The sequence below is a fragment of the Massilibacillus massiliensis genome, assembly GCF_900086705.1.
Classification (GTDB): Bacteria; Bacillota; Negativicutes; order FLKF01; family FLKF01; genus Massilibacillus; species Massilibacillus massiliensis.
On sequence record NZ_LT575483.1, the window covers coordinates 704,269 to 728,490 of the forward strand.

A 24,222-nucleotide genomic window follows, 5' to 3' on the forward strand; every position below is an offset into this window, starting at 1 on the left:
TCGTACTTCCTACCTCAATTACACCAAACTTTTTAAACGATCAAAATATTTTTTAGGTAACCTTATGATTTTACCTGTTTCTTTACTTGTAAATACACTTTGTGTGCGACCTTCCGCTAAAAGCTCGCCATCCGCCTCCCGCAAAACCTTATACTCAAAAATCATCTTCAATTGCGTAAGCGTTGTTGGGATTGTTTCAATCATCACAAGATCATCAAAACGTGCAGATGAACGGTATTTACAGGTTACATCTATAATAGGAAATACAATCTGATCTTCCATAAGTTCGTTTAACGTAATACCTGCTTCGCGCAAAAATTCCACTCTTCCTATTTCAAACCACCGCAAATAATTTGCATGATGCACAACTGCCATGGCATCGGTATCAAAAAAATTCACTTTTACTCGTACTTGTCCCATAATATAAAATGTCCTCCTAGCAAAATTACTACATTCATCTTAACATATTCACACACTTTAGTAAGATAAAATAAATTTATTGCATAATGAACAGAGTAAAACAATCTATCCGCATTGTCAATATATTTATCAAGATTATCCGCCTAAACGGAACGATTCCCTTTACATTATAAATGCGTTATATCTTATAAAATTATGCAATCCTAAAAACAATCCATAGACTTCATAAAAATGCCGACATCGTTTTCCGTACTACAAAAGGACGAACAAGTTTCGTATTTGCAAAAGTAAAAAAAATACCGACTCGCAAAAACCTGTAAGATTCCTTCGTTTTAGAATCAAACAGATTTTTTAACGCAAGTCGGTATCTTTTATCCCATCATCTACTACACATAGCAACGCTCATCAGCCTGCAGCCTATCTTGATACTAGTTTATATCATACTCTTCTAATTTACGATTAAAATTTTCTTGATCGCTGACATGTATGAATGGAATATCTTCAATATAGGTATTTCCCTTTAAAGTACCCGGAGTGATAACTCTTTCAACAATCAAATCCCAAATTACGGTAAGAAGGAAACTCTTAAACATTGCATGCTTCTCTTTTTTTTCATCATCGTTTTCAGAATAATCTAAATGTTGTATTCGCGGAAGACCTAATTCTTTTGCATATGCGCTGTCAATATTGCCAATCTGAGTATCCCGATACTCTTGCAGAAACTTCAAAACAAATCTCATAACGTCATACTTTGAAAGTTGTTGAACTTCACACATACTACATTCATCTCCATTTTTAATTGTTTTACATTATTCTTTCGACGAAATAAAAACAAATCCTTCCAGTATTCATAATACCGTATCCACCAACTTACATAAAACTTAATATCAAAATTCTACACGCAGGTTATAATTCAATTGCAGCTAAACGAATACTTTTCTATGCATATGTATAGAAAAAAACTAAAGGGGTATACTGTTTCTATAGATCTGCCACAAAAGTGGTAAACTCTATAGGTTTCTCTACTCCATTTAAGACCACCAACTGCGTGGTCTATTTTTTATGCATTTTTAATTTTGCATAGAAGTATGACCAATAGATTAAATTTGATGTTCCTTATTTACAAAGGCTCATCATTTTATTACAGAGAAAACTTTTGCAATATCTGCCTTAACTGCTCAGCCATTTTAGCAAGCACCTCACTGGAGGCCGCAATTTCCTGCATAGATGCAGACTGCTCTTCTGTCGCGGCTGATACCGTCTGCGTCTGTCCTGCAAGCTGCTTGCTAAACGCGTCCATAGATTGAACAGCACCCACAACCTGTGTGCTGTTTGCTGACATTTGCGAAGTTAACGCCGCAATACGCTCCACCTGCCCGGTCATTGCCTTTATTGCAGTATCAATTTTTAGAAAAGTCTCTCCGGTATTTGCTACCACTGCTGTACCAACATTGACTGCGGCGGCTCCTTCACCCATAGAAGCCACAGCATTATCCATATTAACTTCATTCTCATGAATCAGCACAGAAATTTTTTGCGCTGCAGACTGAGACTGCTCGGCAAGCTTTCGCACCTCTTCGGCAACCACCGCGAATCCTTTTCCCTGTTCCCCTGCTCTTGCGGCTTCAATCGCTGCATTAAGCGCCAGTAAATTCGTCTGACTGGCCAGATTGCCAATCACACCAACAAACTCACCAATTTCTTTAGAACCATCTGACAATTGATCAATCGATTGCTGCACCAATGCACTTCCTGCAGCAATATGCTGCATCTGCTTTGTCACCTCATCAATCGCCTTAACCCCATCCTTTGTGACACCTGTAGTTTGCTCCGCCATTTCAGTAATTTTGCAAACAACCCCGGCAACTTCCGTCAACCCTGTTGACATATTTCCAACGACCGCTTGTGCGGTACTTGCAGCTTTTAATTGCTGCTCGGCTCCGCCTGCGACCTCTTCAATCGTTTCAGCAACGAGAGCCGCGGCTTTCGAAGACTCTTCTGCACTTGCAGTAAGCTCCTCTGACGAAGCCGCCACTTGTTCCGCGTGCGTTCCAATTTGCTGAACAATTGCGCCAAGATCATTTTTCATTTTATTCAGTGCACCTGACAGCCGGCCAATTTCATTTTTTGATTCAACAGGCAAATCTGCAATATGGATCTTACCATCTGCCACCTCAGCTAAAGCTGCGGTTACCCGCTGTATAGGCAGTCCAATCATCCTGGCAATGCGCAGCCCAACAAAAATGGATACAAACAAAGAAAGAAGTGCTATCCCAATGATCATACGATTCGATATCATCGCATTTCTTTCATTTTCTTCATCTGCCAATTTGGCTGCAGCGAGATGTTTTTTTTCTATATTTGCCAGTTCTCCCCCCATATTCGCAATGATCGGCTGCATCTGAGTGCTATACATGGAGAAAGCTTCCTGAGTCTTTCCGCTTAAAGCTAGTGCAAGAATTTTTTCTTTTAACTTTACATGCGCTTTCCATTGCTCTTTCAAATTTGAAATTTTTTCCTTCTCTTCTGGAAGAAGTACAGACTGTTCATATGTCTCAAAATCTTTCAATACCATCTCCGTACGCTGTTTTTGATTCTCATTGAGCGGTTTTTTCCCAAACATCACAGTTAATACATCAGCCTGCTCAGCCCGTATCTTCGTCCTAAAGTTTCCAACCATGGTAATCGGCAAAATTTCATTATTATAAACTTCATTTAATGCATTCGTAGCCTTTTGATTAAAATAAAAACCTGTGCAGCTGATCATTGCAATAAAGGCTGCCGTCAACATGATTAAAACAATAATTTGGATTGTTACCGTGAGATTTTTAAACCATTTCATTGACACTCGCCTCCTAATGTTTTTCAAATTCTACTTAAAATGCAATTATACGTTCAATCAATCATGCTTGTTCCAGTTTTTCGATGAAATCTTCGTAACTCGTGCATCGCATCAGTTCATTTAACTTTTCCTTAGAATCCAATAAATCTTCCAGCATAGCAAACAATAATTGCAACTTCTCACTCTCTTTTGTATTCACAGCAAAAAGTAAAACAAGTTTTACTTTTTTACCGCAATACCTGACTGCCTCTTTTAACACCCCTACAGCGACTAAAGTCGTCTTCGAATAGGATTCCAGCGGATGGGGAATCGCAATCATTCCATCCAGAATTGTCGAATATAAATTTTCACGCTGTACAACTGACTCAAAAAAACCCTGTTCGTCAGAAATCACATTTTCCTTACTTAAGCGCTTTGTCAGTATTTTCAAACAGTCAAGATACCCTGTTTCCTTATCAAAATATTCAAATAAATTTTTCTTAAAAAAGCTGTAATCTGATTTTTTTCGATATAGCCGATGATTTAACACAAAGGGATTGTTCAAATACTGTCTGATTTTAGTCAAATCTTCTTCCATAATGAGTGGATTTACCTGTACCACAGGAATATGCTCCACTTTAATCGGTAAAACGGTGACGATCAGGTCCACCTTGCCAAAATCACCCCGAACAATATTATTCAACTGATATAACGAAAACTGCCCAACAATATTTACCTGACTATTAAAATAAGACAGCAATTTTCTTTTTAAGAGTTCCGCCATACTCAGCCCGGAACCACAAATAATCGCGACCTGAATTCTCTCATAAGACTCTTCCAGTGCGACTGCCACATGCAACGCAATATAGGCAACCTCTGATTCATTGATCACAACATGGAGCCTTTCTTTGATGATTTCAATAATCAACGTAGCAATCTCAAAAGCAAAAGAATAAACCTTTTTGATTTCTCCCAGCAATGCATTTTCCTCAAAACGATGCTCCGCCAGTCGATTGATCATTGGATTTATATGAAGAATCAGATTATTTTTGAACCGTAAATTACGGGAAAAATCCAAAGCAAACCGCGTCTTAATTTCCGCCAGAAACAAATCGATAATTTTTTCGGTTTCTTCTGCATATTTATATTCACTATTTGATACACCCAGCAACCGTTTCGCATTAAACCGCTGCTGAAAATAGGTCATTTCCTGCGCATCGATCTCCACATGAAAAAAATTCTTAATATCATCAACAAATGAGCTGACAATTCTAATGTCAACGCACTCTTCACATGGTTCAATATGACATCCCATTTGTATTCTTTTTACACTGATTAAAATATCTGTCACCAGTACGCCTACATCTCTATCCGTCAAAGAATACCCGAAACGATTCAATACATTGACAATCGTTTCAAATAAAAACAAACCTTCCTTGTCCAACTGTTCCCCCAAATAAATATACGGATATCGCTGCGACAGAAGAAGAAATTCTTTAATATTACCACCCCTGTTAAGTAAATCAGAAAGCAGCATTCTCTTTCCCTTTTCCGACCCGGTCAGCAATAGTCCTTTTAATGGAGAAACAATCAGATTGACTTCTCTGCATGGCTTTAAAAACTCAATAATTTTTTTCACATCATAATTAATCGTTGTCTTAGATACAAAAATCATATTCGCTAAATTTTCCATACTAATATAATCTACAGAAAATGCCAGCTTAAAAATAATAAAAACAACGCGTTCCGATGGCGTATTCGGTACCTTGATCAAATTTTCCCTCTTGCCAACCATGCTCACGATCACCTTTGCAAGTATATCGCGCTGTTCCTCCGAAACATAGTATCCATCGCGCTTAGAAGAAGCAATCTCCATACGAAACTGCCGTAGAACTTCATTCAATATCTTAATATCCGTTCTGATGGTCCGGGAAGTAACATCAATTCGCTCAGCCAATTGCTTACCTAAAAGAGGCTTATTTGAATCATACAGCAACTGAAGAATCAACTTTTGTCTTTTCTGCAACAATTTATAACGCTCCTCTCCCTACTCTCCCGACGTTCATTCCTATTTGATTGCCGGGAAATTTTTTGCAAGCATTTTTAGGCGAGGCAATACATAGGGAAAAAATTTTTTATATCCCCTGCACAATGTATGTAAAGCCAATTTTCCCTCCACAGCCGTCTCTCTGAATCGCCTGCAGCCGCCGCGACAAACGCTATACCATCCACAGTTTTTACACAGATCATGTATATCAAGAGAACTCTCAATAAATCTTTGCGCTTGTCGGGTATGAATAAAATCTTCTATATCTATATCATGAATATTTCCCAAAAGCCAGGCATCCTTTGCATAAAAATCACATGGATATACACTGCCATCGGCTTCTATGACCAGATTGCACGCACAACTGCCGGACATTCCGCATACCTCCGGCCCCAAACCCGCTACAATTCCAAGCAGGTTATCAAAATACTGAATACTAATTGCCTCCCCCTTCTTTAGATCACTATACCAAACATCAAATAATTCCATTAAAAACAAGGCAAATTCATTTGCTCTTGGAGCAATCTCCGCAGCTCTGCCATCGCCGGTCTCTATATAAGGAATAAACTGAAGATATTGAATATGCTTATTCTTGAAAAACTGATAAACTTTGCGCCCCTTCCTCGCCATTGCTCGTGTAATCACAGCCAATACATTGTAGTTTACCTGATATGCCTGCAAAAGTCCCAGTGCCTGCATCACCTGATGATACGATCCCTTCCCCGCCTGATCCATCCGATACGCATTGTGAAGCTCAATACTTCCATCCAGAGAAAGACCGACCATAAAATCATGTCTGGCCAAAAACTGTACCCATGCTTCATTCAGCAACGTTCCATTTGTCTGCAACGCATAATACACCTTAATCTTCCGCACATTATATTTTTCAACCAGCAAAACGAATTGCTGATAAAATGCCAGACCGATAAGTGTCGGCTCTCCGCCCTGAAAAGCAAACGTACAAGCTTCCTCCGCATACCCAAAAGCTTTCTTCACAAGAATCTCCATACAAGACTCATCCATGCTTCCATAAGAAGAAATTTTTCTTTTTTGTGCAAGCGCATGATAAAAACAATATGTACAGCTAAGATTACAATCACCTGATGCAGGTTTCACCATAAGTACCAAAGATGGCATACACTTGTGCCTCCATTATTTGCTATATGAAGCCTGCCAACGCTGTCATATTCGACTTTATATTATCAAATTTTCTGCATTTAGCCAAAGTAAAATCCTACCTGTCTATCGTTGAAAATATCCAATTGCTTAATCCAATAACCTCAACAATATCGACTGCTGAGGTTACATGTTTTTCTTTGTTTTTTATCATAACAGCGCGTTATACATACGCTTCAAATACGTCAATTAGCTCTTCTACCAGATCAATCACTAATATTGCATTCATCAAATGATCCTGGGCATGTACCGTAAGCAGCCCCAATTCCATCTTTTCATTACTTGCTTCCCTCTGGATCAATTCCGTCTGTATCTTATGCGTTTCCAGAGATTTCTTCGAAGCCTCTTTGAGCAGTTCCCTCGCCTTAGCAAAATTCTTATTCCTTACTTCCCCAAGTGCAGAAATTGCCAACCGATTTGCCTCGCCTGCTCCCAGTATCATCATCATCAGTGTTTCTTCATTCATCTTTTTCCACCTCTGCCGTCAATCGCCTTATCGATTACGCCTGCTCCTTATAAAGTTTTTCTGCATAAGCGATCACTTCTTTGCCTCGCCCCATACCGTAATCCATTGGATTGATCACAGCAATCGGCTTGCCATAGGAACCAAAATCCTTCTTTAAATTATTTAGTTTATGCCCTACCTGCGGTCCAAGCAAAACCACATCAAAATCCTTGATGAAATCCTCTGTCTCCGCAATCGGATGCGCTTCAATCCGCCAGTCCTTTTGCTCCTCTGTTAACGCCGCTTTCATCTTATTCACCAGCAGGCTCGTTGATAAGCCAGCCGCACAAACTAATAAAATATTCAAAACCTTTTCCTCCCCATAATCCTACGATAGTTCATCGTTAAATTTTCACTCTTTTATTGTACGCTTCCCCTATCGTACGGACAATTAAACAAATTTCCTCACCGGTTAGGAAAACTTATCCTATCCGTATAAAAAAAACCGGCTATGGAGGAAACTCTCCATAGCCCCAATCCCTATATTTCCGATGCAGCAAACTGCCGTCCGGCAGTGTAATCCACATTGTACCGGACAAAACACCGGCAAACAACGACACATTTCTTTTTTCTTACGATTTTAAATCAAGTTGAACATATGCATATTTCCCGTTAAAGGCAAACCCTGCTTTATCTCCGTAATTCCTGCTTACAGGCGTATTCGTATCCATCCCAAAGCTCATCCCTTCTTCAGAAATAGACGGTTTTACAAAGCTGCGTTCAATTGGAGACATGGCAACGAGTTCATCATCAAAATACAAGCTCCCCGTGCCGCCGCCTGTCGTATTTTTTTCAAATACATATTTCACAACAAGCCGCCCTGTCGGAATTGATTTTTTAGACTGTATTTTTGTAACACTGCCAAAATAATTATGCTCAAAAATCAACTTATTATTTTTAATATAAAGCGTATATCCTGCAAATCGATCACCAAAAGCAACCAACACCCCTTGTTGCTGCTGACTCGTGCGTTCAATCGGCACCGTAATTGTATAAGACTTATTTGCAATTTTTGGTGAAGCACCTTGTGACACTTTTTCCGTACCCGGATAAAATTTATAATGGTTTCTATTGTTCCAGGCATCATTCGGCGTAAATTTAGCTGCCAAAACAGCACCATTTTTCTTTGCTTCTTCCTGCCAAAGCTGCTGCAATTGCTTTAATTTTTCAGGATATACTGCCGCCAGATCCTGTGTCTCTGTATAATCCTGGTCCAAATTATAGAGTTCCCATGTATCCTGTTCAAAAGGACGCCCTTTACGATTTGCTGTCGACCATCCATCCATTTCACTTGAAATTGCTTTCCAGCCATTTTGCACAATAGAACGATTTCCCTGCAGTAATTTATAAAGCGGCGGACGGTTTTTTTCTATTCCCGAAGAAAACGTATTGGCAAAACTTACACCCGTAACCGGAATTTGTTTGATACCATGATACGTTTCTGGTGCCGTAACGCCCAAAACATCAAATACCGTTGGTGTAATATCACTCACATCCACAGATTGCCCAGAAATCTGCCCTTTGCGTTTCAGCCCCTGTGGCCATTGAATAATCAGCGGTGTTCGCGTTCCGCCATGATAAGTTGACCCTTTGTATCCTTTAAATGGCGTATTACTCACCATAGCCCAGCCACGCGGGTACAACCCCTGAAACTCTTCACTTCCCATCGTATTGATGCGCTTAAGATAATCTTTGATATCGGCTTTACTGTCTCCGCCGAGCCGACCTTTTATACTGGAGAAATAGTCGCTGCCAACCTCTCCTCCATAACAGGTAGCACCATTGTCAGAAAGCAATACAATCATCGTATTATCATATTGTCCAACTACTTTTAAATAATCAACCAGCCGGCCAATTTGTTCATCCGCATGCGTAAGAAAGCCGGCATAGGTTTCTTCAAAACGCGCGAACACCTTCTTTTCTTCCGGAGACAACTTGTCCCACACCTGTGCTTTGAGATCTCCTGCCGTCAACTTTGCATCCGCCGGAATTATGCCGATCGCTTTTTGCTTCTCAAATCGCGCTTGTCGAATCTTATCCCAGCCCTGATCATATACCCCTTTATACTGTTCAATGTACTTTTGTGGCACCTGATGCGGAGAATGCGGTGCTCCAAGTGCCACATACAAAAAGAACGGCTTATCCGGCGATACAGATACCTGATTACTGATAAAACCCATGGCTTTATCAATCGTGTCCTCAGAAAAATGATAGCCCTTTTGCTTTGGCGTCTCAATGATATGATTATCCTGCACAAGCGGCGGATCATACTGATCCGCCTCGCCTTCTAAAAATCCATAGAAGTGCTCAAACCCTTTCGCTACCGGCCAATAATCAAATGATCCCGCGGGCTTAATTTGATGCGTAGGTGCTGCATGCCATTTACCGACCGCCATTGTTGCATAGCCATGATCTTTCAAAACCTGCGCAACTGTCGCGGCTTTATCTGTAATACGTCCGCGAATATCCGGCGTTCCTTCTCCCATATCAAAATCCGCAAGATTTCCCATCCCGACTGCATGACTATCCCGGCCAGTCAAAAGCGAGGCCCGTGTAGGCGAACAAACCGGATTTACACTGGAATTGTTATAACGCAAACCATTTGCGGCAAGCTTGTCGATATTTGGGGTCTTAATTTCAGCCCCATAACAACCAAAATCAGAAAAGCCCATATCATCCACCACAATATAAATGATATTTGTTTTCGGCACAGGACTCTGCTGCTCCCAGGTTGGCGGTATTGACGTCAGATCATTGTAAACAGAAGCCGCAAAAACCGGTGAAACCATACCAGCTGTTTGCGTAACCGCTACCCCCAGTATAGAAAGCTTCCACATCAGTTTCATTTTTCCTGATTTTTTCATTTCAACTTCTCCCTTATGCATTCTTATCGCTTGTATCCAAGACTGCGCACAAACATTGCATGCGTTTCATGTGCACAGCAAAGAACTTTATAAGCCTTGGAATTCAGTACCTTTTTTCTGCATCTCATATCGTACATAATCGTATTTTCCTGTAAATTTAAAACCATCTTTATTTTTATATGCCGGACTGACAGGCGAATACATATCCACGCCAAAGCTAATTCCTTCCATTGAAATAATGCGAGCTACACGTGGAACCTCTTTTTCACCGACCAGCTTATCGTTAACAAATAAGGTTGCTGTTCCACCATCGCCTTTTTCTGCTTTATCAAATTTGAATTTTACAACGGCCGAACCGATTGGCAGTTGCTCTTTTGAAACAATTCGTGTTACTTCGCCAAAATCATTAAATTCATACACCAGATGATTGTTCATGACATACAAGGTATATCCGGCAAAATGATCCCCATGTGCGACCAAAACACCTTCCTCTGATTTTTTATCTCTGGTGATTGGTACTGTAATTGTATAAGACTTATTGTATAAATTAGGTGCAGCCGATTTTCCTAAAAAGCCTGTCCCTGGTAAAAATTTCATTACATTAGCCCGATTTGCTGCATCCGTAGGCCCTGGCACCCCTTGAATCACCGCACCATGCCGCTCAGCCTCTGTTTTCCACAATGCTTGTAAATGCTTCAATTTCTCAGGATATTGTGCGGATAAATCATGTACTTCCGCATAATCTTCTGCCAGATTATAAAGTTCCCATGCAGGTTTTTCACCCTTTACTTCTTTTTGATTGATCACCGCTTTCCAGCTTCCTTCGGTTATCGAACGATTACCCGTGCCTTTTTGCAGGCTGGCTCTTGTATGCAGGAGATTGTAATATACCTGATGTTCTGATTTTGCATTTGGCTGATCAAACGTCTGTGCAAAACTCTTACCATCCATAGGCAATTGATCTATTCCATGATACGTCGTTGGCGCATCAAGCTTTAGTACATCCAGTACCATTGGCGTCACATCGGTTACATAAACCGGCTGATTGCGCACTTGTCCTTCTGCTGCAATTTTACCAGGCCAATGCACGATCAGCGGTACTCTGGTCCCCCCTGCATAGACAGATCCCTTATAGCCCTTAAACGGCGTATTGCTGACCATTCCCCAGCCTTTCTGATATAAACCTTCGACCTCCGGACCGCCAATAGTTTCCAAGCGTTTTGCATATTTCTTGACAATAGACGGACTATTTTCTCCCTTTAATCCATTTCCTGCCGCAAGATAATCACTGCCTTCTTCCCCACCGGCACCGACAGCACCATTATCTGATATAACGACAATCATCGTATTATCATATTGTCCGATCGCTTTTAAATGCTCAACAAAGCGTCCAATTTGTGCATCAGCATGGGTAAGAAATCCTGCATACGTCTGCATGAACTGGGTAAATACTTTTTTCTCCTCTACAGACAAGCTGTCCCATTGCTGCACCGTCTTATCTCGCGGCGTCAGCTCAGCATCTGCCGGAATAAGACCCAGTTGCTTCTGTCTGGCAAAACGGGCCTCACGTATCTTATCCCAGCCTTGATCATACACACCCTTATACATATCAATATATTCTTTTGGCACCTGAATTGGCGCATGTACTGCACCAAACCCCAGATATAAGAAAAATGGTTTTTCCGGCGCAACAGATGCAGCATCCGTTAAAAACAGATTTGCTTTATCCACCAAATCTTCTGAAAGGTGATAGCCCTTTTTCTTCGGCAATTCAAACTGCTGGTTATCGTACGTAAGCTGCGGATCATACTGATCTGTTTCCCCATCAAGGAATCCATAATAACGATCAAACCCCTTTGCCAACGGCCAATAATCATATGGACCAACCGGTGATACATGATGCAAAGGTGCCAGATGCCATTTTCCAACTGCCAACGTTGTATATCCATTATCCTTTAGGATCTGTGCAATCGTAGCGGCCCGATTCGTAACCCGCCCGCGGCTGTCCGGTACAGTTATCCCAAAGTCAACCCTTGAAACCTGCGCCATCCCGACCGTATGATTATCACGGCCTGTGAGCAGCGATGCCCGTGTCGGTGAACAAACCGGACATACGGTAAAATTATTATAACGAAGTCCATCTTCTGCCAGTTTATCAATATTCGGTGTTTTAATCTCCGATCCATAACTGCCAAAATCAGAAAAGCCCATATCATCCAAAACAATATATACAATATTCGTTTTTTCAGTTTTCGCTGCAGGCAATCCCTCACTGCTTCCCTTTACCAGCCCATTGTGATTCGGTGTTGCAGCAAATGTTAACGAAGGATCATTCGCCATACTCACCAACGATAGACCAAGAACCGACATACCCCACAATAAATTTTTACTTTTATTTATCTCCACTGTATTGCCCCCTTTATTTTACAGCCGCCAACGCAACAATCGAAACCATTACACGATGATATCATTTTATCATTTTAAAAATATTGGTATATCTCCAAGCGTACAGCTTTTTGTTTCTCCCCGGTAGCAATAACTTCCCGATCATCCAACTGCAATGACATTGTCATATTTTTCACAGGAACATATTCAAAGCCAAGTCTCCAGGCTTTTTTCCCCATAATCCAGTTGTTGGTTGCATCAATGGAAGCACTGTATGGTATGTTCAATTTCCCTGCATAAATCCCCCATGAACCTGGTTTCAGCCGTTCCATACCTCTATATTTCAAGAACACTTTATATTCAGTATCATCATCTTTGGGCAATTCAAGGTCAGATTTTACAACTTGTCCATTAATACTATAGTAATCATTTAATTTAATACCTAAACCCAGCTCGCCAAGATTGTAGTCGTTATTTCCATAAGAAACATTATAATAAGACAAATTTGTCGATAGAGATGGATTTACCTTATATTGCGTTTGTATCGAATAAATAAACGGGGATTTATCTGCTGGAAAGACACTATATTTACTATACTTTGAAACAAAAATATTGCTTTTCAATCTCCCCGCAATTACTTTTGTCTTAACCTTTTCACCAAACTTCAACCGCATACCACTAATACTGGTATTTAGCATATTTGCTCCCGGACTGATTTCCTTAAACCTTCCCAAATCGACATTTGAGTTTAAGTAAGGAAACGAAAAATAAAGTCCTGTTACATTTGCATACTCCGGATTACTGTTGTCTGCATCGCCTGTATCCAACGATGCTTTTCCCTCCGTATAAAGTGTTGCAGTCATGTTGTCATCGATTTTTGCATCCATTTTAATAAAGGATAGCATGTGACTATTATGCTCCGCCCACTTTCGATCTGTTTTATCCGTCTTTTCCTGATCTATACGTGTACGCAAATACCCACTAATTTTAAACTTTTCTGCATTCTTCTGCTGTTGTTTCTTTTCCTTTACCTCTTGTACTTCTTTCTCCTTTTCTTTGACTTCTTGCTGCACTAATTTCTTTTCTAATAATTCCAATCTTTCAGTTAATTCTTTGATCTTCATTTCCTGCGATGCATTATCCTCCGCAGGAATCACCGCCGAAGCTTGTACGATTCCGTTTAAACAAGCCGACACCACCAAAAAGCTTAAAATTAATTTCTTACTCACTACGATACGCCTCCAATTCATAAAATCTCATCAACAAGCACCCCTCATTAAAGTATATAAAGATTATCCATCCCCTCCTTTTCCTGCCTGAATAAAACACTATCGTAAACACGCAAAAATGATTTATCATCAACTACCTTGAGAATGCGAATCCCCATAGGATCTGGTGCTGCAATCGGTACATTGCTTAAAGCGCTCTTGTGGATTCGATTCATCTTCAATATCATTGTAGCGTCTCAGCCACATTCGTACCATTAAGCAAATTTCCTATGCCTTGCGGAAACTCTTATGATCAGACGCGTGTAAGAAAATTTTCATCTCGATAAAAAAGAGCAGATCCACGATAGATCTGCTCCAATCACAAATTTTTTAATTTTCACCTTTTATCTTTTTCACTGATCAGCGTTTATCTCTTTTCATCGGAACAACATCCGTTGTTTCCATATAGAATTTCAGGATTCTTTCCCGCATGTTCAAAATAAGCGCCTGATACCGAGGATCATCAATCAAATTGTTCAACTCGTTTGGATCATCAATCAAATCATATAACTCACTTTTTTCATAAAGTCGCTCTACATATTTATGCTGTCCGACTCTGACCATCACCGCTTTCGTATGCTCCGGTCCCTCACTGCATTGACTGCTGATTTTAGGCCAATACTGCGATTCCGGTCCGTGCCCTGCTTCCGTCGCCTGAATTTCACCATGAATTCTGCCGCCTTCTGCGAACACAGCATCTCTATGCTCTTCACGGCCTGCTAATACAGGTACGATCGATTGACCAAATTGCGTATACGGCAACGTAAATCCAGCGATATCCGCAATCGTTGCACACAGATCAACAAGTTCCACGAAGGCATCACTGATTCTTGCCTGTACCTGCAAGCCTGCCGGAGGTTTGATAATAAACGGCACATTACAAACTGGATTTTCAAATGTATTTTGTGTCTTCTCTACGATCCCATAATCACCTGTATAATCACCGTGATCACTGAACATCAATACGGCCGTATCATCATAAAGCCCCTTTTCCCGCAGTGCATCCATTACCAATCCATAATGATGATCCAAACGGGAAACCATCGCATGATACGTCGCCCGCAGCTCTTTCAGCCGCTCTTCACTCCATGAACCCAGACCCTGCTTTTCATAAATGCTTTTTAACATACTCGGCTTTGCAGCCCAGTCTGCAGGTATCGGACGAATATCTTCAATCAGCGTACGGTCAATCGAGCTGAACCATGGCTCCTCACAAACATACGGAGGATGTGGAAAAAGTAAAGTAATATAGATGCAAAATGGTTGTTCACTTTCAGCCGGCCACTGCTCGATAAATTCCAGCGCTTTGTTTACACAGTTCCAATCATACTGCACAAATCGATTATCGCGCTCACCCTTGCCTGCAAAAAACGAATAATAGGTATCGTCTCCCGGTTTACCCCGATATCCATTTTCCCACGTCTTATTCACAGAAGATTGAAATCCGGCATTCTTAGGATAGCCGCTATAATATTCATCGCAATACGCATCTAAGGATCGATCTGCAGGGATGACATCATTTCTGCCCAGCCATAAAACGTGATAACCTTCATTTTTCAGCGTTTTAAGCAGCATCGGATCATCTTTTTCCAGCAAATAATGCATCGTGCGATGACCACGCGTATGCGGATACCAGCCTGTTAAAAAGCTGCATCGACTTGGAACACAAACATTATTCTGACAATACGCATTGCGAAATGAAACCCCATCCTGTTGCACTACCTTATCTAAATTTGGCGTTATCGCTGCCTGGTTTCCCAAATGCCCTAACGCATCTGCTCTCATTTGATCAGCAACAAATACCACAATGTTAGGTCTTTTCTCCATTGTACTCACCCCAATTACATTTTTACCGGCAAGAACGATTGCCTGACAAATGATTTTTGTTCATCCACCCGATGAAATTCGCAAAAATTTCAGCTCAGTTTCATCACTTTGATTTTTTTTGACTTCCCTCATGCTGCAGTTCAAATAAAACGTATTTCAAATCACCAGTAAAATGGAAACCACGGTGATCCGCATAATTTTTACTTACCGGTGAATTACTGTCTTCCCCTATACTGAGTCCTTCTGCCGAAATATTCCCACCAAAAGTTTTAGAAAGTTCTACCTCTCCAACGAGATGATCATCAATAAAAATTGAAGCCACGCCCTGTGTTTTGCCCGTTCTTACAAATTGATATTTCAACGTAGTTGCGCCCGTAGGCACCACTTGGTTTGACTCAAGTTTCGTAACTTCACCAAAATAATTTTGTTCATACACCAACCGATTATTTTTTACATAAAGCGTATAGCCGGAAAATGCGTCTCCCTGTGCAACCAAAACACCTTCTGCTTTTTTCGTATCTCTCGTAACTGGTACCGTAATTGTATACGAGGATGCTTTCAATATTTTAGGACCTGCCGACTGGCCAATCCGCTCCATTCCCGCATAATACTTAAAGCTACTTCGATTATTCAGCGCATCTGTAGGTCCTGGTTTTCTCTGTAGGATCATCCCGCGTTTTTTCGCCTCAGTCTGCCAAAGCGCTTTTAACTGCGCTAACTTCTCCGGATACTGCGCCGCCAGATCATGGGCTTCCGTATAGTCTTGATTTAAATTGTACAATTCCCAGCGATCCTCTTCAAAAGGGCGTCCTTTTCTTTTTTGCGTGGACCATCCATCCGTATAGCTTGCAACAGCCTTCCATCCATCCTGAATAATCGAGCGATTGCCCTGCAGCAGTTTAACAATTGGCGGATGCGCTTCAGCAGGCTTTCCATAGGAAAAAGTATTTGCAATACTAACGCCGGTCATTGGCAATTGCTTTATTCCCTGATAAACCTCAGGTGCTTTCAGATGTAATACATCCAAAACCGTTGGCGTAAGATCACTTACATCCACCCTCGCTGTAGAAATTTCTCCTCTGCGCTTGATGCCTTCCGGCCATTGAATAATCAGAGGCGTCCTCGTCCCTCCATTATATGCAGAGCCTTTATATGCCTTAAACGGTGTATTGCTTACCATAGACCAGCCTCGTGGATAAAGCCCCTGAAAATCCGGACCGCCCATTTCCTGCAGCTCTTTTAAATAGGCCGGTATCTTAGACGTACCATCACGCACTTCGCCGCGAATGGCAGGAAAATACGCTGCGCCTTCATCTCCGCCATAACAAGTTGCTCCATTATCTGATAAAAGAACAATCATTGTATTGTCATATTGTCCAACTTGTTTAAGGTAGCTGACCAATTTGCCAATCTGTTCATCTGCATGCGTTAAAAATCCGGCATAGGTTTCTTCAAACCGTGTAACCACTTTCTTTTCATCTGCGGATAAACTATTCCACAACTTCACTTCCGGATCCCGTACTGAAAGCTCGGCATCCGCAGGGATAATCCCCAGCGCCTTTTGCTTTTCAAAGCGCGCCTGCCGAATTTTGTCCCAGCCCTGATCATAGACGCCGTTATAGCGGTCAATGTATTCTTTCGGAACCTGATGCGGTGAATGCGGCGCCCCAAATGCCAAATACAAGAAAAATGGTTTATCCGGGGACACTGAAACCTGATCCGCAATATATTTTTCCGCCTTATTCACTACATCTTCAGAAAAATGATACCCTTTCGTCTTTGGCGTTTCTATTATATGATTATCTTCCACCAATGGCGGATCATATTGATCCGCTTCTCCCTCCAGAAAACCATAATATCGCTCAAAGCCCTTCCCAAGAGGCCAATAGTCAAACGGACCGGCAGGTGTCAGCTGATGCATAGGTGCCACATGCCATTTTCCTACAGCCATCGTCGAAAATCCATTCAATTTAAGAATTTGCGCCACTGTAGCAGCCTTATCGGTAATACGCCCCCGACTATCAGGCGTATTGATGCCAAAATCCAGATCGGCGAGATTTCCCATTCCGACCGTATGACTATCCCGCCCGGTAAGCAGAGCTGCCCGGCTGGGAGAACAGATCGGACATACCTCCGAATTATTATATCGCAGACCATTCGCAGCCAATTGATCAATATTTGGAGTTTGAATTTCCGAACCATAGGAACCAAAATCGGAAAATCCCATATCATCCAGTACGATATAAATGATATTTGTCTTTTGCATTTTATTGCTTTGCACTGCCGGTAATTGTGACAAATCATCTCTTACCGGAATTGCCGCTGCGGCTACAGGAGCAGCCACAGACAGCAGATGAGCAGCAGAAACTCCTAAAACAGACAGCCGCAGCAATGCTTTTTGCGTTCGTTTATCCATCATGTCATCACCCTCTCAATCCGCTTAATTTACGCAGATTTTTATGTAGACTATATTTTATAACATTTCCTTTTGCTCTTCCCGAATCACGCCATCTTTCTTCTCAATAGAAATTACAGGTCCCGATTCATCTTTTCAACCGTAGATTTCTATCATTTTGCAGCTCTTTTTATGTCAAATCGTACATATTGGTATGTACCTTTAAAGCGAAAATCATCTTTGCTCTTTTGATAATCACTGCCGACCAGGCCATGACGGTCACACCCAATATCGAAGGTCTCATCACTTGATTGTCCAAATGTTTTTTCTATCTGCTTCTCCCCAACACTGATGCCATTAATCCGCAATTCACCCCGACCTGTAAACGGACCTGTTTTGGTGAAAACATATTGAACCTGCACTTTACCTTCAGGCACGGGCAGATCAGATACGATTCGCGTGACTTTTCCAAAGTAGTTATGCTGGTATACCAAACGGTTGTTTTTCACATATAAAGCATATCCGGTTTTTGCATTGCCAAGGGAAACGAGTACCCCATCCTGCGATTCGTTTTTGCGTTCAATTGGCACTGTAATTGTATATGATGTATTATAAATTGCCGGGCCCGCCCCTGAGCTCATTTGATTTACACCAGCATAATATATATAGGCATCACGTTGAACAGTCGTTGGCGTATTTTCATTTTCTTTAAGTATTGCACCATGCTTCTGTGCTTCTGCACTCCACAATACCTGCAATTCTTTTAATTTTTCCGGATACTGTGCTGCCAAATCCTGCGTCTCTGCATAATCCTTATTTAGATCATATAGCTGCCACACATCCTGCGTAAACGGAGTTCCTTTTTTATGCGTAGCAACTGCTTTCCAGCCATCTTTAAAAATTGCGCGATTTCCGGCAAACAAATAATATTGAACCCCATGGAGCGAAGGCGCATCCGCATCCGCAAAAGTTGCTTTTATACTCTTCCCATCCAGCGGTAACTGCGCTATGCCATGATAGGTTGCCGGAGCTTCAACCCCCGCAATATCATAAACGGTTGGTGTAATATCACTCACATGAACAAACTGGCTGCGTTTTTCATTCTTCGCCTGAATTCCTGCCGGCCAGTGTACGATTAAAGGTTCACGTACGCCACCATTATGTAATCCAAACTTATAGCCTTGAAATGGTGTATTACTTGCCATTGCCCAGCCTTTTGGATAAATTGCCGCAACCGATGGTCCGCCGATTTTATCTTTCAGCGGCAATAATTCTTTTACCGACGGTTGAATCCCCCTAAACGCTTTCAAATCATAATCCGTACCATTTTGCTCACCATTACCGGTAGCACCATTATCAGAAATGACAACAATCATCGTATTGTCATATTGTCCAGTCTTCTTTAACGCATCAACAAGCCGTCCAATCTGCACATCCGCATAAGTAAGAAATCCTGCATAGGCTTGTTCAAACCGCGCAAATAATTGTTTTTCGTCCTTCGATAAACGATCCCATGCTTTTACCGTTGGATCGGCAGGCGATAATTTTGCATCCTTTGGAATAATCCCCATTGCCTTCTGCTTTTCAAAACGTGCCTGCCGTATTGCATCCCAGCCTTTATCATAAACCCCTTGATACATATCAATATATTGCTGCGGTGCCTGATGCGGCGAATGTACTGCACCTGGTGCATAATACAAGAAGAACGGCTTGTCCGGGTTCACAGAAACCTGATCGGTCAAAAACTGCAGTGCCTTATCTGTCATATCTGCCGAAAATTGATAGCCTTCTTCTTTTGGTGTTTCTATGGCGTGATTGTCATAAATGAGTACCGGATCAAATTGATCTGTCTCCCCGCCCAGATAACCATAAAAACGTTCAAAGCCTTTTCCCAAAGGCCAATATTCAAATGGACCGGCAGGTGTCGCCTGCGGAATCGGTGCCAGATGCCACTTACCGACCGCCATCGTACTATAACCATTCGCCTGCAGTACCTGAGCCACCGTTGCTGCATTGTGATTGATCCTTGCTCTCATATTCGGATTTTTCGGTCCCAGATCCACACTCGCCAGACTTCCCATGCCAACCGCATGGTTATCCCGTCCAGTCAACAATGATGCACGCGTCGGCGAGCAAACCGGACAGGTATTAAAATTATTATAGAGCAGCCCGTCTGCCGCCAATTGGTCAATATTCGGCGTTTTAATTTCTGATCCATAACTGCCAAAATCAGCAAACCCCATATCGTCCAGTACAATAAAAATGACATTGGGCCTGCTGCTCTCCGCCTTGTTCTTCACATTCACTGCTGTGCTTTGCTCAGCTGCACTGGCAAAGGCAGTTGCTGTATACAGGTTTGCCGTCATTGCGACACTCAGGCTAACTGCCGATAAACCAAGAAACACCCTGCTTCCCTTGTTACTGTTCATTTTGCTCTCCCTCTCCCTTATATCATAATTTTTAAACGGCATGCATCAGACCGATAAACAAATCGCATGACCACACCGTCTTACCGTCATTGATCAAAGTCCTGGTACAGTCTGCAAGGATCAGCTTAATCGCATTTACTATTTTCTCCCTCTTCTTGTTTGAGTAGTACCTTATCATATGCCCGTAAAAATGGAATATAAAGAACTACGCTTAACACGAGCAACCCAAACCAAAGAACAACTGCCCGCCAATCCATCGTCGACAGAAAAGCCGCAAAAGGTCCTGGTGTTGTCATTGGTGCATTGATATAAATACGCCCCACCAAATTTAAATCAAATGCATAATATGAAATTAACCCATTGAGCATTGGGATAAACACCATAGGAATAAACAAAAATAAATTTAAAATCATCGGTAAAGAGAATAAGATTGGCTCACTCACATTAAAAATTACAGGAATAATGCCTATTTTAAATACCGATTTCATATGTTCTGATTTACCGACGATATACGCCGCGATAATCAAGGCTAAAGCTGCACCTGAACCGCCAAAATTTGCGAAAAAGATCCAATATCCGCCCGCTAAAATATGTGGTAATTCCTGGCCATTTGCCAATGCCTGCGCATTCTCTGCAAAATTCGCCATAAAAAACGGCATCGTTACTCCACCAATGGTTGCTCCACCATGAATTCCAAAAAACCATAATCCATTTAACAAAAACATAATCAATAAAATTCCCCAGGCCGAATCGGATGCAGAGACTACCGGCGAAAATATTTTCATCGTAAGCTGTGCGAGATTGAGGTTCCATAAACTCAAAGAAACTTCATTCAAAGACATAAAGAAAAACACGTTAATAAATAAGGAAATTAATGCTTCAAACGGTGCTGCTACCATCGACGGCACACTTGGCGGCATCGTAATCTTCAGTCCCTTTTTATCAAGCATCCTTGTGATTTCAATCGTTCCCATCGCGATAATAATGCCCAAAAACATCCCCTTGGCATCAAGATAATTCATATTCATATAGGGTGCCTTGTTTACGGTTTCCACTGTAGCTGTCACACAGAAGAAGGTGAGCAAAGCCGTAATCACACCACTTAATTCATTCATCTTATATTTTCTGCTCATAAAATAAGCTACACCAATCACAGTAAAAAGTCCCAAAACTCCCATTGACATCTGATACGGCAGCATAAGTACATTTGCATGAGCAGCTGCCCAGGTCTTCCAGCTTACAAGCAGAGCCGTAAACCAATTCGTTCCCTCCATCATTTTTGCATCTACCGGCGGCTGTGCCACAATTAATGCAACCCCGCCTAAAATTGTCAATGGTGTAACCGCCATTAATCCGGCTTTCATCGCATCAATATGTGCTTCCTCTCCCACACGAGCTGCCAGAGGAACCAATTTCTCCTTTATCGTATCCTGCCATCCTGAAAATAATGCCATTTCTTTACCTCCTGTTATTTGTTACTCAATCACAAACATGACGTCTTTAGCTTGTTTATAGGTTCACCCTGTCTTTATGTTGAAAATAAAATTCTTATCAGACATCGCTGCTAGTCTTATTGTATAAGCTCCTGCGCCTGCGTACAATTAAACAAATTTCCTATGTATTGAGGAAAATCCCCCTACTTTACTACACACAACTTCTTCATAACAGATGATTACAGCGGCCAAAATTGACTTTTCAATTCACCGCCGGAGCTTATGCGTTCTATATAAATTGGACAGATCCATGGACCTGTCCAATTTTCCTGCTGTTTATTTTTTATCCTGCTCCAATTCAAACAACACAAACTCGTATTGCCCGGAAAACGGGAATTCACCTTTATCTTTATAATCCGCACTTACCGGAGAATATCGGTCACAGCCAATATCCATTGCTTCTGATCCAGTCAGTCTGAAACGTTTCGCAATCTGCGCTTTACCTGCTAAATTTCCATTCACGTACAGGTATCCAATCCCGGAATTTTTATCCGTCTTCTCGAATTTATAGCTGATCAATGATTTTCCAAGTCCAATCGGTACCTCAATACGATTTACCGTTCCAAAGTAATGATATTCATAAATCAATTTGTTATTTTTTATAAACATCGTATATCCATAGTTAAGATTGCCCATGGAGAAAAGTACCCCTTCATCCGCTTTGCTTGTCCGATCGATCGGAACCGTAATCGAATAAGATTTTCCCGGGGTATTTGGCGCAGCCCCCATGCCGATAGAGCCTACACCTGGATAATATTTGTACACAGTCTGCTTGGACCCGGCATAAATCGAATTAATTTCTTGCAGCGGCGTACCATGCCTGTCGGCTTCCGATTGCCACAGTGCCTGCAATTCTTTTAGTTTTTCCGGATATTTTGCAGCAACATCCACTGTTTCTGCGTAATCTTCCGTCAGATGATACAACTTCCATTGATCCTGGGAAAACGAGGTCCCTTGCTGATGAATTGCAATCGCTTTCCAGCCATCTTTATAAATTGACCGATTGTTATGGTGCAGATAATACTGCGCTCCATGCGTGGATGGTGCATTTTGCCGCTGAAACGTAGGCACTAAACTAGTCCCATCGATCGGTAATTGTTGAATACCATGAAAGGTATCCGGTGCCTTCACGCCGGCAATATCCAGCACTGTCGGCGTAAGATCTGTTACATGCGCATACTGCGTCCGCACATGATTTGCCTTTGTTTTTATGCCTTTCGGCCAATGAATAATTAATGGTGCTCTCGTTCCTCCAGCAAATACTGTTTCTTTAAAGTTTTGAAACGGCGTGTTTGAAACGTTTGCCCAGCCTCTTGGCACAGCACCGCCAAAATCAGGTCCGCCCAAATCTTTACTATGCTTCTTCAAATATTCTACCGATGGTATCTCTCTATGATATGCTTTGATATCAAAATCGTTGCCGTTTTCTCCGCCAAGCGCTGTCGCTCCATTATCAGAGATAATTGCAATCATTGTATTGTCATATTGACCAGTTTCTTTAAGCTTAGCTATAATTTCGCCAATTTTTGTATCTGCATAGGTCAAATACCCCGCATAAACTTGCATAAATCTGGCGCTAACTTTTTTTTCATCCTCCGTAAGCGACTCCCATGCCTTCACTTTTGCATCGCGCGGCGTCAATTTTGCATCCGCGGGTATAATCCCCAAGTTTTTCTGCTTTTCAAACCGCGCTTCGCGAATCTTATCATACCCCTGATCATATACACCATTATACAGTTCAATATACTCTTTTGGAGCTTGCAAAGGCGTATGTACTGCACTAAAAGCAGTATAAAGGAAAAACGGCTTATCCGGCGTTACCGATACCTGATCCGTAATAAATTGATTTGCCATCTTTGCTATATCCGCAGTAAACTGCGTATTCGTCCTATCAGACGAACTAATTTGATGATTATCGTAAATCAGCAACGGGCTATACTGATCAGTTTCTCCGCCCAGGTAACCATAAAACCGTTCAAACCCTTTAGCCAAAGGCCAGTTGTTAAATGGACCGGCCGGTGTTACCTGCGCAATCGGTGTCAGATGCCATTTGCCTACCCCCATGGTACTGTAGCCATTCGCCTGTAAAATTTGCGCTACGGTTGCAGCCCGATCTGTAATCTGCGCACGAAAGTTCGGATATTTCGGTCCCATATCCAAATTCGTAATATATCCCATGCCAACAGCATGATTATCCCGCCCGGTCAGGAGCGAAGCACGCGTCGGTGAACAAACCGGACAAACATTAAAATCATTATAAACCAGTCCATCCGCAGCCAGTTTATCAATATTCGGCGTTTTAATCTCAGACCCATACGCGCCAAAATCACTAAATCCCATGTCATCAAGAACGATATAAATGAAATTTGTTTTTTCTTTACCAGCGCCGTTAAAGACCGGTGTCGAGATATCCTGCTTCATCACAGCCGCCTGAACCGAAGGCACAACTACATTTAAACTGACAGCGACAGCAACGCCTAAAGCCGACCAGCGCTTAACCTGTCCCTTTTTCAATACTGGTTGCATACCAATTCCCCCTCTTATCGTTTCTCATCCTACATGACAACCAAGCAAACAATTCATAAAAATCCA

The 24,222-nt window shown here is 41.7% G+C and carries 16 protein-coding genes; all 16 read right to left on the bottom strand.

All coding sequences use genetic code 11. The features are described 5' to 3' along the window. Positions 1–18: 18 nt before the first annotated feature. Positions 19–420 carry an acyl-CoA thioesterase gene (locus tag BN6559_RS03755; protein ID WP_110953496.1) on the bottom strand — a complete coding sequence of 134 codons (402 nt, stop codon included), beginning with the start codon at positions 418–420 and terminating at the stop codon, positions 19–21. 428 nt (positions 421–848) lie between these two features. Continuing rightward, positions 849–1,196 carry a hypothetical protein gene (locus BN6559_RS03760; protein WP_110953497.1) on the bottom strand — a complete coding sequence of 116 codons (348 nt, stop codon included), beginning with the start codon at positions 1,194–1,196 and terminating at the stop codon, positions 849–851. Between the two features lie 365 nt (positions 1,197–1,561). Further along, a complete protein-coding gene (locus tag BN6559_RS03765) occupies positions 1,562–3,262 on the bottom strand; it encodes a methyl-accepting chemotaxis protein (RefSeq protein WP_110953498.1) in 1,701 nt (566 codons plus the stop codon). 61 nt (positions 3,263–3,323) lie between these two features. Further along, a complete protein-coding gene (locus BN6559_RS03770) occupies positions 3,324–5,270 on the bottom strand; it encodes a BglG family transcription antiterminator (RefSeq protein ID WP_110953499.1) in 1,947 nt (648 codons plus the stop codon). Between the two features lie 39 nt (positions 5,271–5,309). After that, a complete protein-coding gene (locus tag BN6559_RS03775) occupies positions 5,310–6,425 on the bottom strand; it encodes an anaerobic sulfatase maturase (protein WP_110953500.1) in 1,116 nt (371 codons plus the stop codon). Positions 6,426–6,627: 202 nt separating this feature from the next. Beyond that, on the bottom strand, positions 6,628–6,930 hold the full coding sequence (locus tag BN6559_RS03780; RefSeq protein ID WP_110953501.1) for a PTS lactose/cellobiose transporter subunit IIA: 303 nt from the start codon (positions 6,928–6,930) through the stop codon (positions 6,628–6,630). Between the two features lie 34 nt (positions 6,931–6,964). Beyond that, positions 6,965–7,276 carry a PTS sugar transporter subunit IIB gene (locus tag BN6559_RS03785; RefSeq protein ID WP_110953502.1) on the bottom strand — a complete coding sequence of 104 codons (312 nt, stop codon included), beginning with the start codon at positions 7,274–7,276 and terminating at the stop codon, positions 6,965–6,967. Between the two features lie 265 nt (positions 7,277–7,541). Then, positions 7,542–9,833, bottom strand: coding sequence for an arylsulfatase (locus tag BN6559_RS03790; RefSeq protein ID WP_199883724.1), 2,292 nt, complete (start codon positions 9,831–9,833; stop codon positions 7,542–7,544). A gap of 87 nt (positions 9,834–9,920) precedes the next feature. Next, on the bottom strand, positions 9,921–12,239 hold the full coding sequence (locus BN6559_RS03795; RefSeq protein WP_110953504.1) for an arylsulfatase: 2,319 nt from the start codon (positions 12,237–12,239) through the stop codon (positions 9,921–9,923). A gap of 74 nt (positions 12,240–12,313) precedes the next feature. Next, complete coding sequence (locus BN6559_RS03800; RefSeq protein WP_199883725.1) at positions 12,314–13,447, bottom strand: hypothetical protein; 1,134 nt, start codon at positions 13,445–13,447, stop codon at positions 12,314–12,316. Positions 13,448–13,494: 47 nt separating this feature from the next. After that, positions 13,495–13,674 (bottom strand): hypothetical protein, encoded by a 180-nt coding sequence (locus BN6559_RS03805; protein WP_110953506.1) that lies wholly within the window; start codon positions 13,672–13,674, stop codon positions 13,495–13,497. Between the two features lie 172 nt (positions 13,675–13,846). Then, the gene (locus BN6559_RS03810) at positions 13,847–15,313 is read right to left on the bottom strand and encodes a sulfatase-like hydrolase/transferase (protein ID WP_110953507.1); all 1,467 of its coding nucleotides are present in this window, start codon (positions 15,311–15,313) and stop codon (positions 13,847–13,849) included. A 103-nt stretch (positions 15,314–15,416) separates the two neighbouring features. Then, entirely contained in the window at positions 15,417–17,732 is a 2,316-nt protein-coding gene (locus tag BN6559_RS03815) for an arylsulfatase (RefSeq protein ID WP_110953508.1), read from the bottom strand. 149 nt (positions 17,733–17,881) lie between these two features. Beyond that, positions 17,882–20,137 carry an arylsulfatase gene (locus tag BN6559_RS03820; RefSeq protein ID WP_199883726.1) on the bottom strand — a complete coding sequence of 752 codons (2,256 nt, stop codon included), beginning with the start codon at positions 20,135–20,137 and terminating at the stop codon, positions 17,882–17,884. A gap of 125 nt (positions 20,138–20,262) precedes the next feature. Next, entirely contained in the window at positions 20,263–21,591 is a 1,329-nt protein-coding gene (locus tag BN6559_RS03825) for a PTS sugar transporter subunit IIC (RefSeq protein ID WP_110953510.1), read from the bottom strand. A gap of 315 nt (positions 21,592–21,906) precedes the next feature. Next, the gene (locus BN6559_RS03830) at positions 21,907–24,156 is read right to left on the bottom strand and encodes an arylsulfatase (protein WP_110953511.1); all 2,250 of its coding nucleotides are present in this window, start codon (positions 24,154–24,156) and stop codon (positions 21,907–21,909) included. Between the last annotated feature and the right edge of the window lie 66 nt (positions 24,157–24,222).

Bases quoted from the DNA above. Each gene is read 5' to 3' on its own strand.
- BN6559_RS03820 (WP_199883726.1), bottom strand. From the start codon at position 20,137: ATGAACAGTAACAAGGGAAGCAGGGTGTTTCTTGGTTTATCGGCAGTT.
- BN6559_RS03825 (WP_110953510.1), bottom strand. From the start codon at position 21,591: ATGGCATTATTTTCAGGATGGCAGGATACGATAAAGGAGAAATTGGTT.
- BN6559_RS03815 (WP_110953508.1), bottom strand. From the start codon at position 17,732: ATGATGGATAAACGAACGCAAAAAGCATTGCTGCGGCTGTCTGTTTTA.
- BN6559_RS03755 (WP_110953496.1), bottom strand. From the start codon at position 420: ATGGGACAAGTACGAGTAAAAGTGAATTTTTTTGATACCGATGCCATG.
- BN6559_RS03775 (WP_110953500.1), bottom strand. From the start codon at position 6,425: ATGCCATCTTTGGTACTTATGGTGAAACCTGCATCAGGTGATTGTAAT.
- BN6559_RS03765 (WP_110953498.1), bottom strand. From the start codon at position 3,262: ATGAAATGGTTTAAAAATCTCACGGTAACAATCCAAATTATTGTTTTA.
- BN6559_RS03790 (WP_199883724.1), bottom strand. From the start codon at position 9,833: ATGAAAAAATCAGGAAAAATGAAACTGATGTGGAAGCTTTCTATACTG.
- BN6559_RS03805 (WP_110953506.1), bottom strand. From the start codon at position 13,674: ATGATATTGAAGATGAATCGAATCCACAAGAGCGCTTTAAGCAATGTA.
- BN6559_RS03810 (WP_110953507.1), bottom strand. From the start codon at position 15,313: ATGGAGAAAAGACCTAACATTGTGGTATTTGTTGCTGATCAAATGAGA.
- BN6559_RS03830 (WP_110953511.1), bottom strand. From the start codon at position 24,156: ATGCAACCAGTATTGAAAAAGGGACAGGTTAAGCGCTGGTCGGCTTTA.
- BN6559_RS03780 (WP_110953501.1), bottom strand. From the start codon at position 6,930: ATGAATGAAGAAACACTGATGATGATGATACTGGGAGCAGGCGAGGCA.
- BN6559_RS03760 (WP_110953497.1), bottom strand. From the start codon at position 1,196: ATGTGTGAAGTTCAACAACTTTCAAAGTATGACGTTATGAGATTTGTT.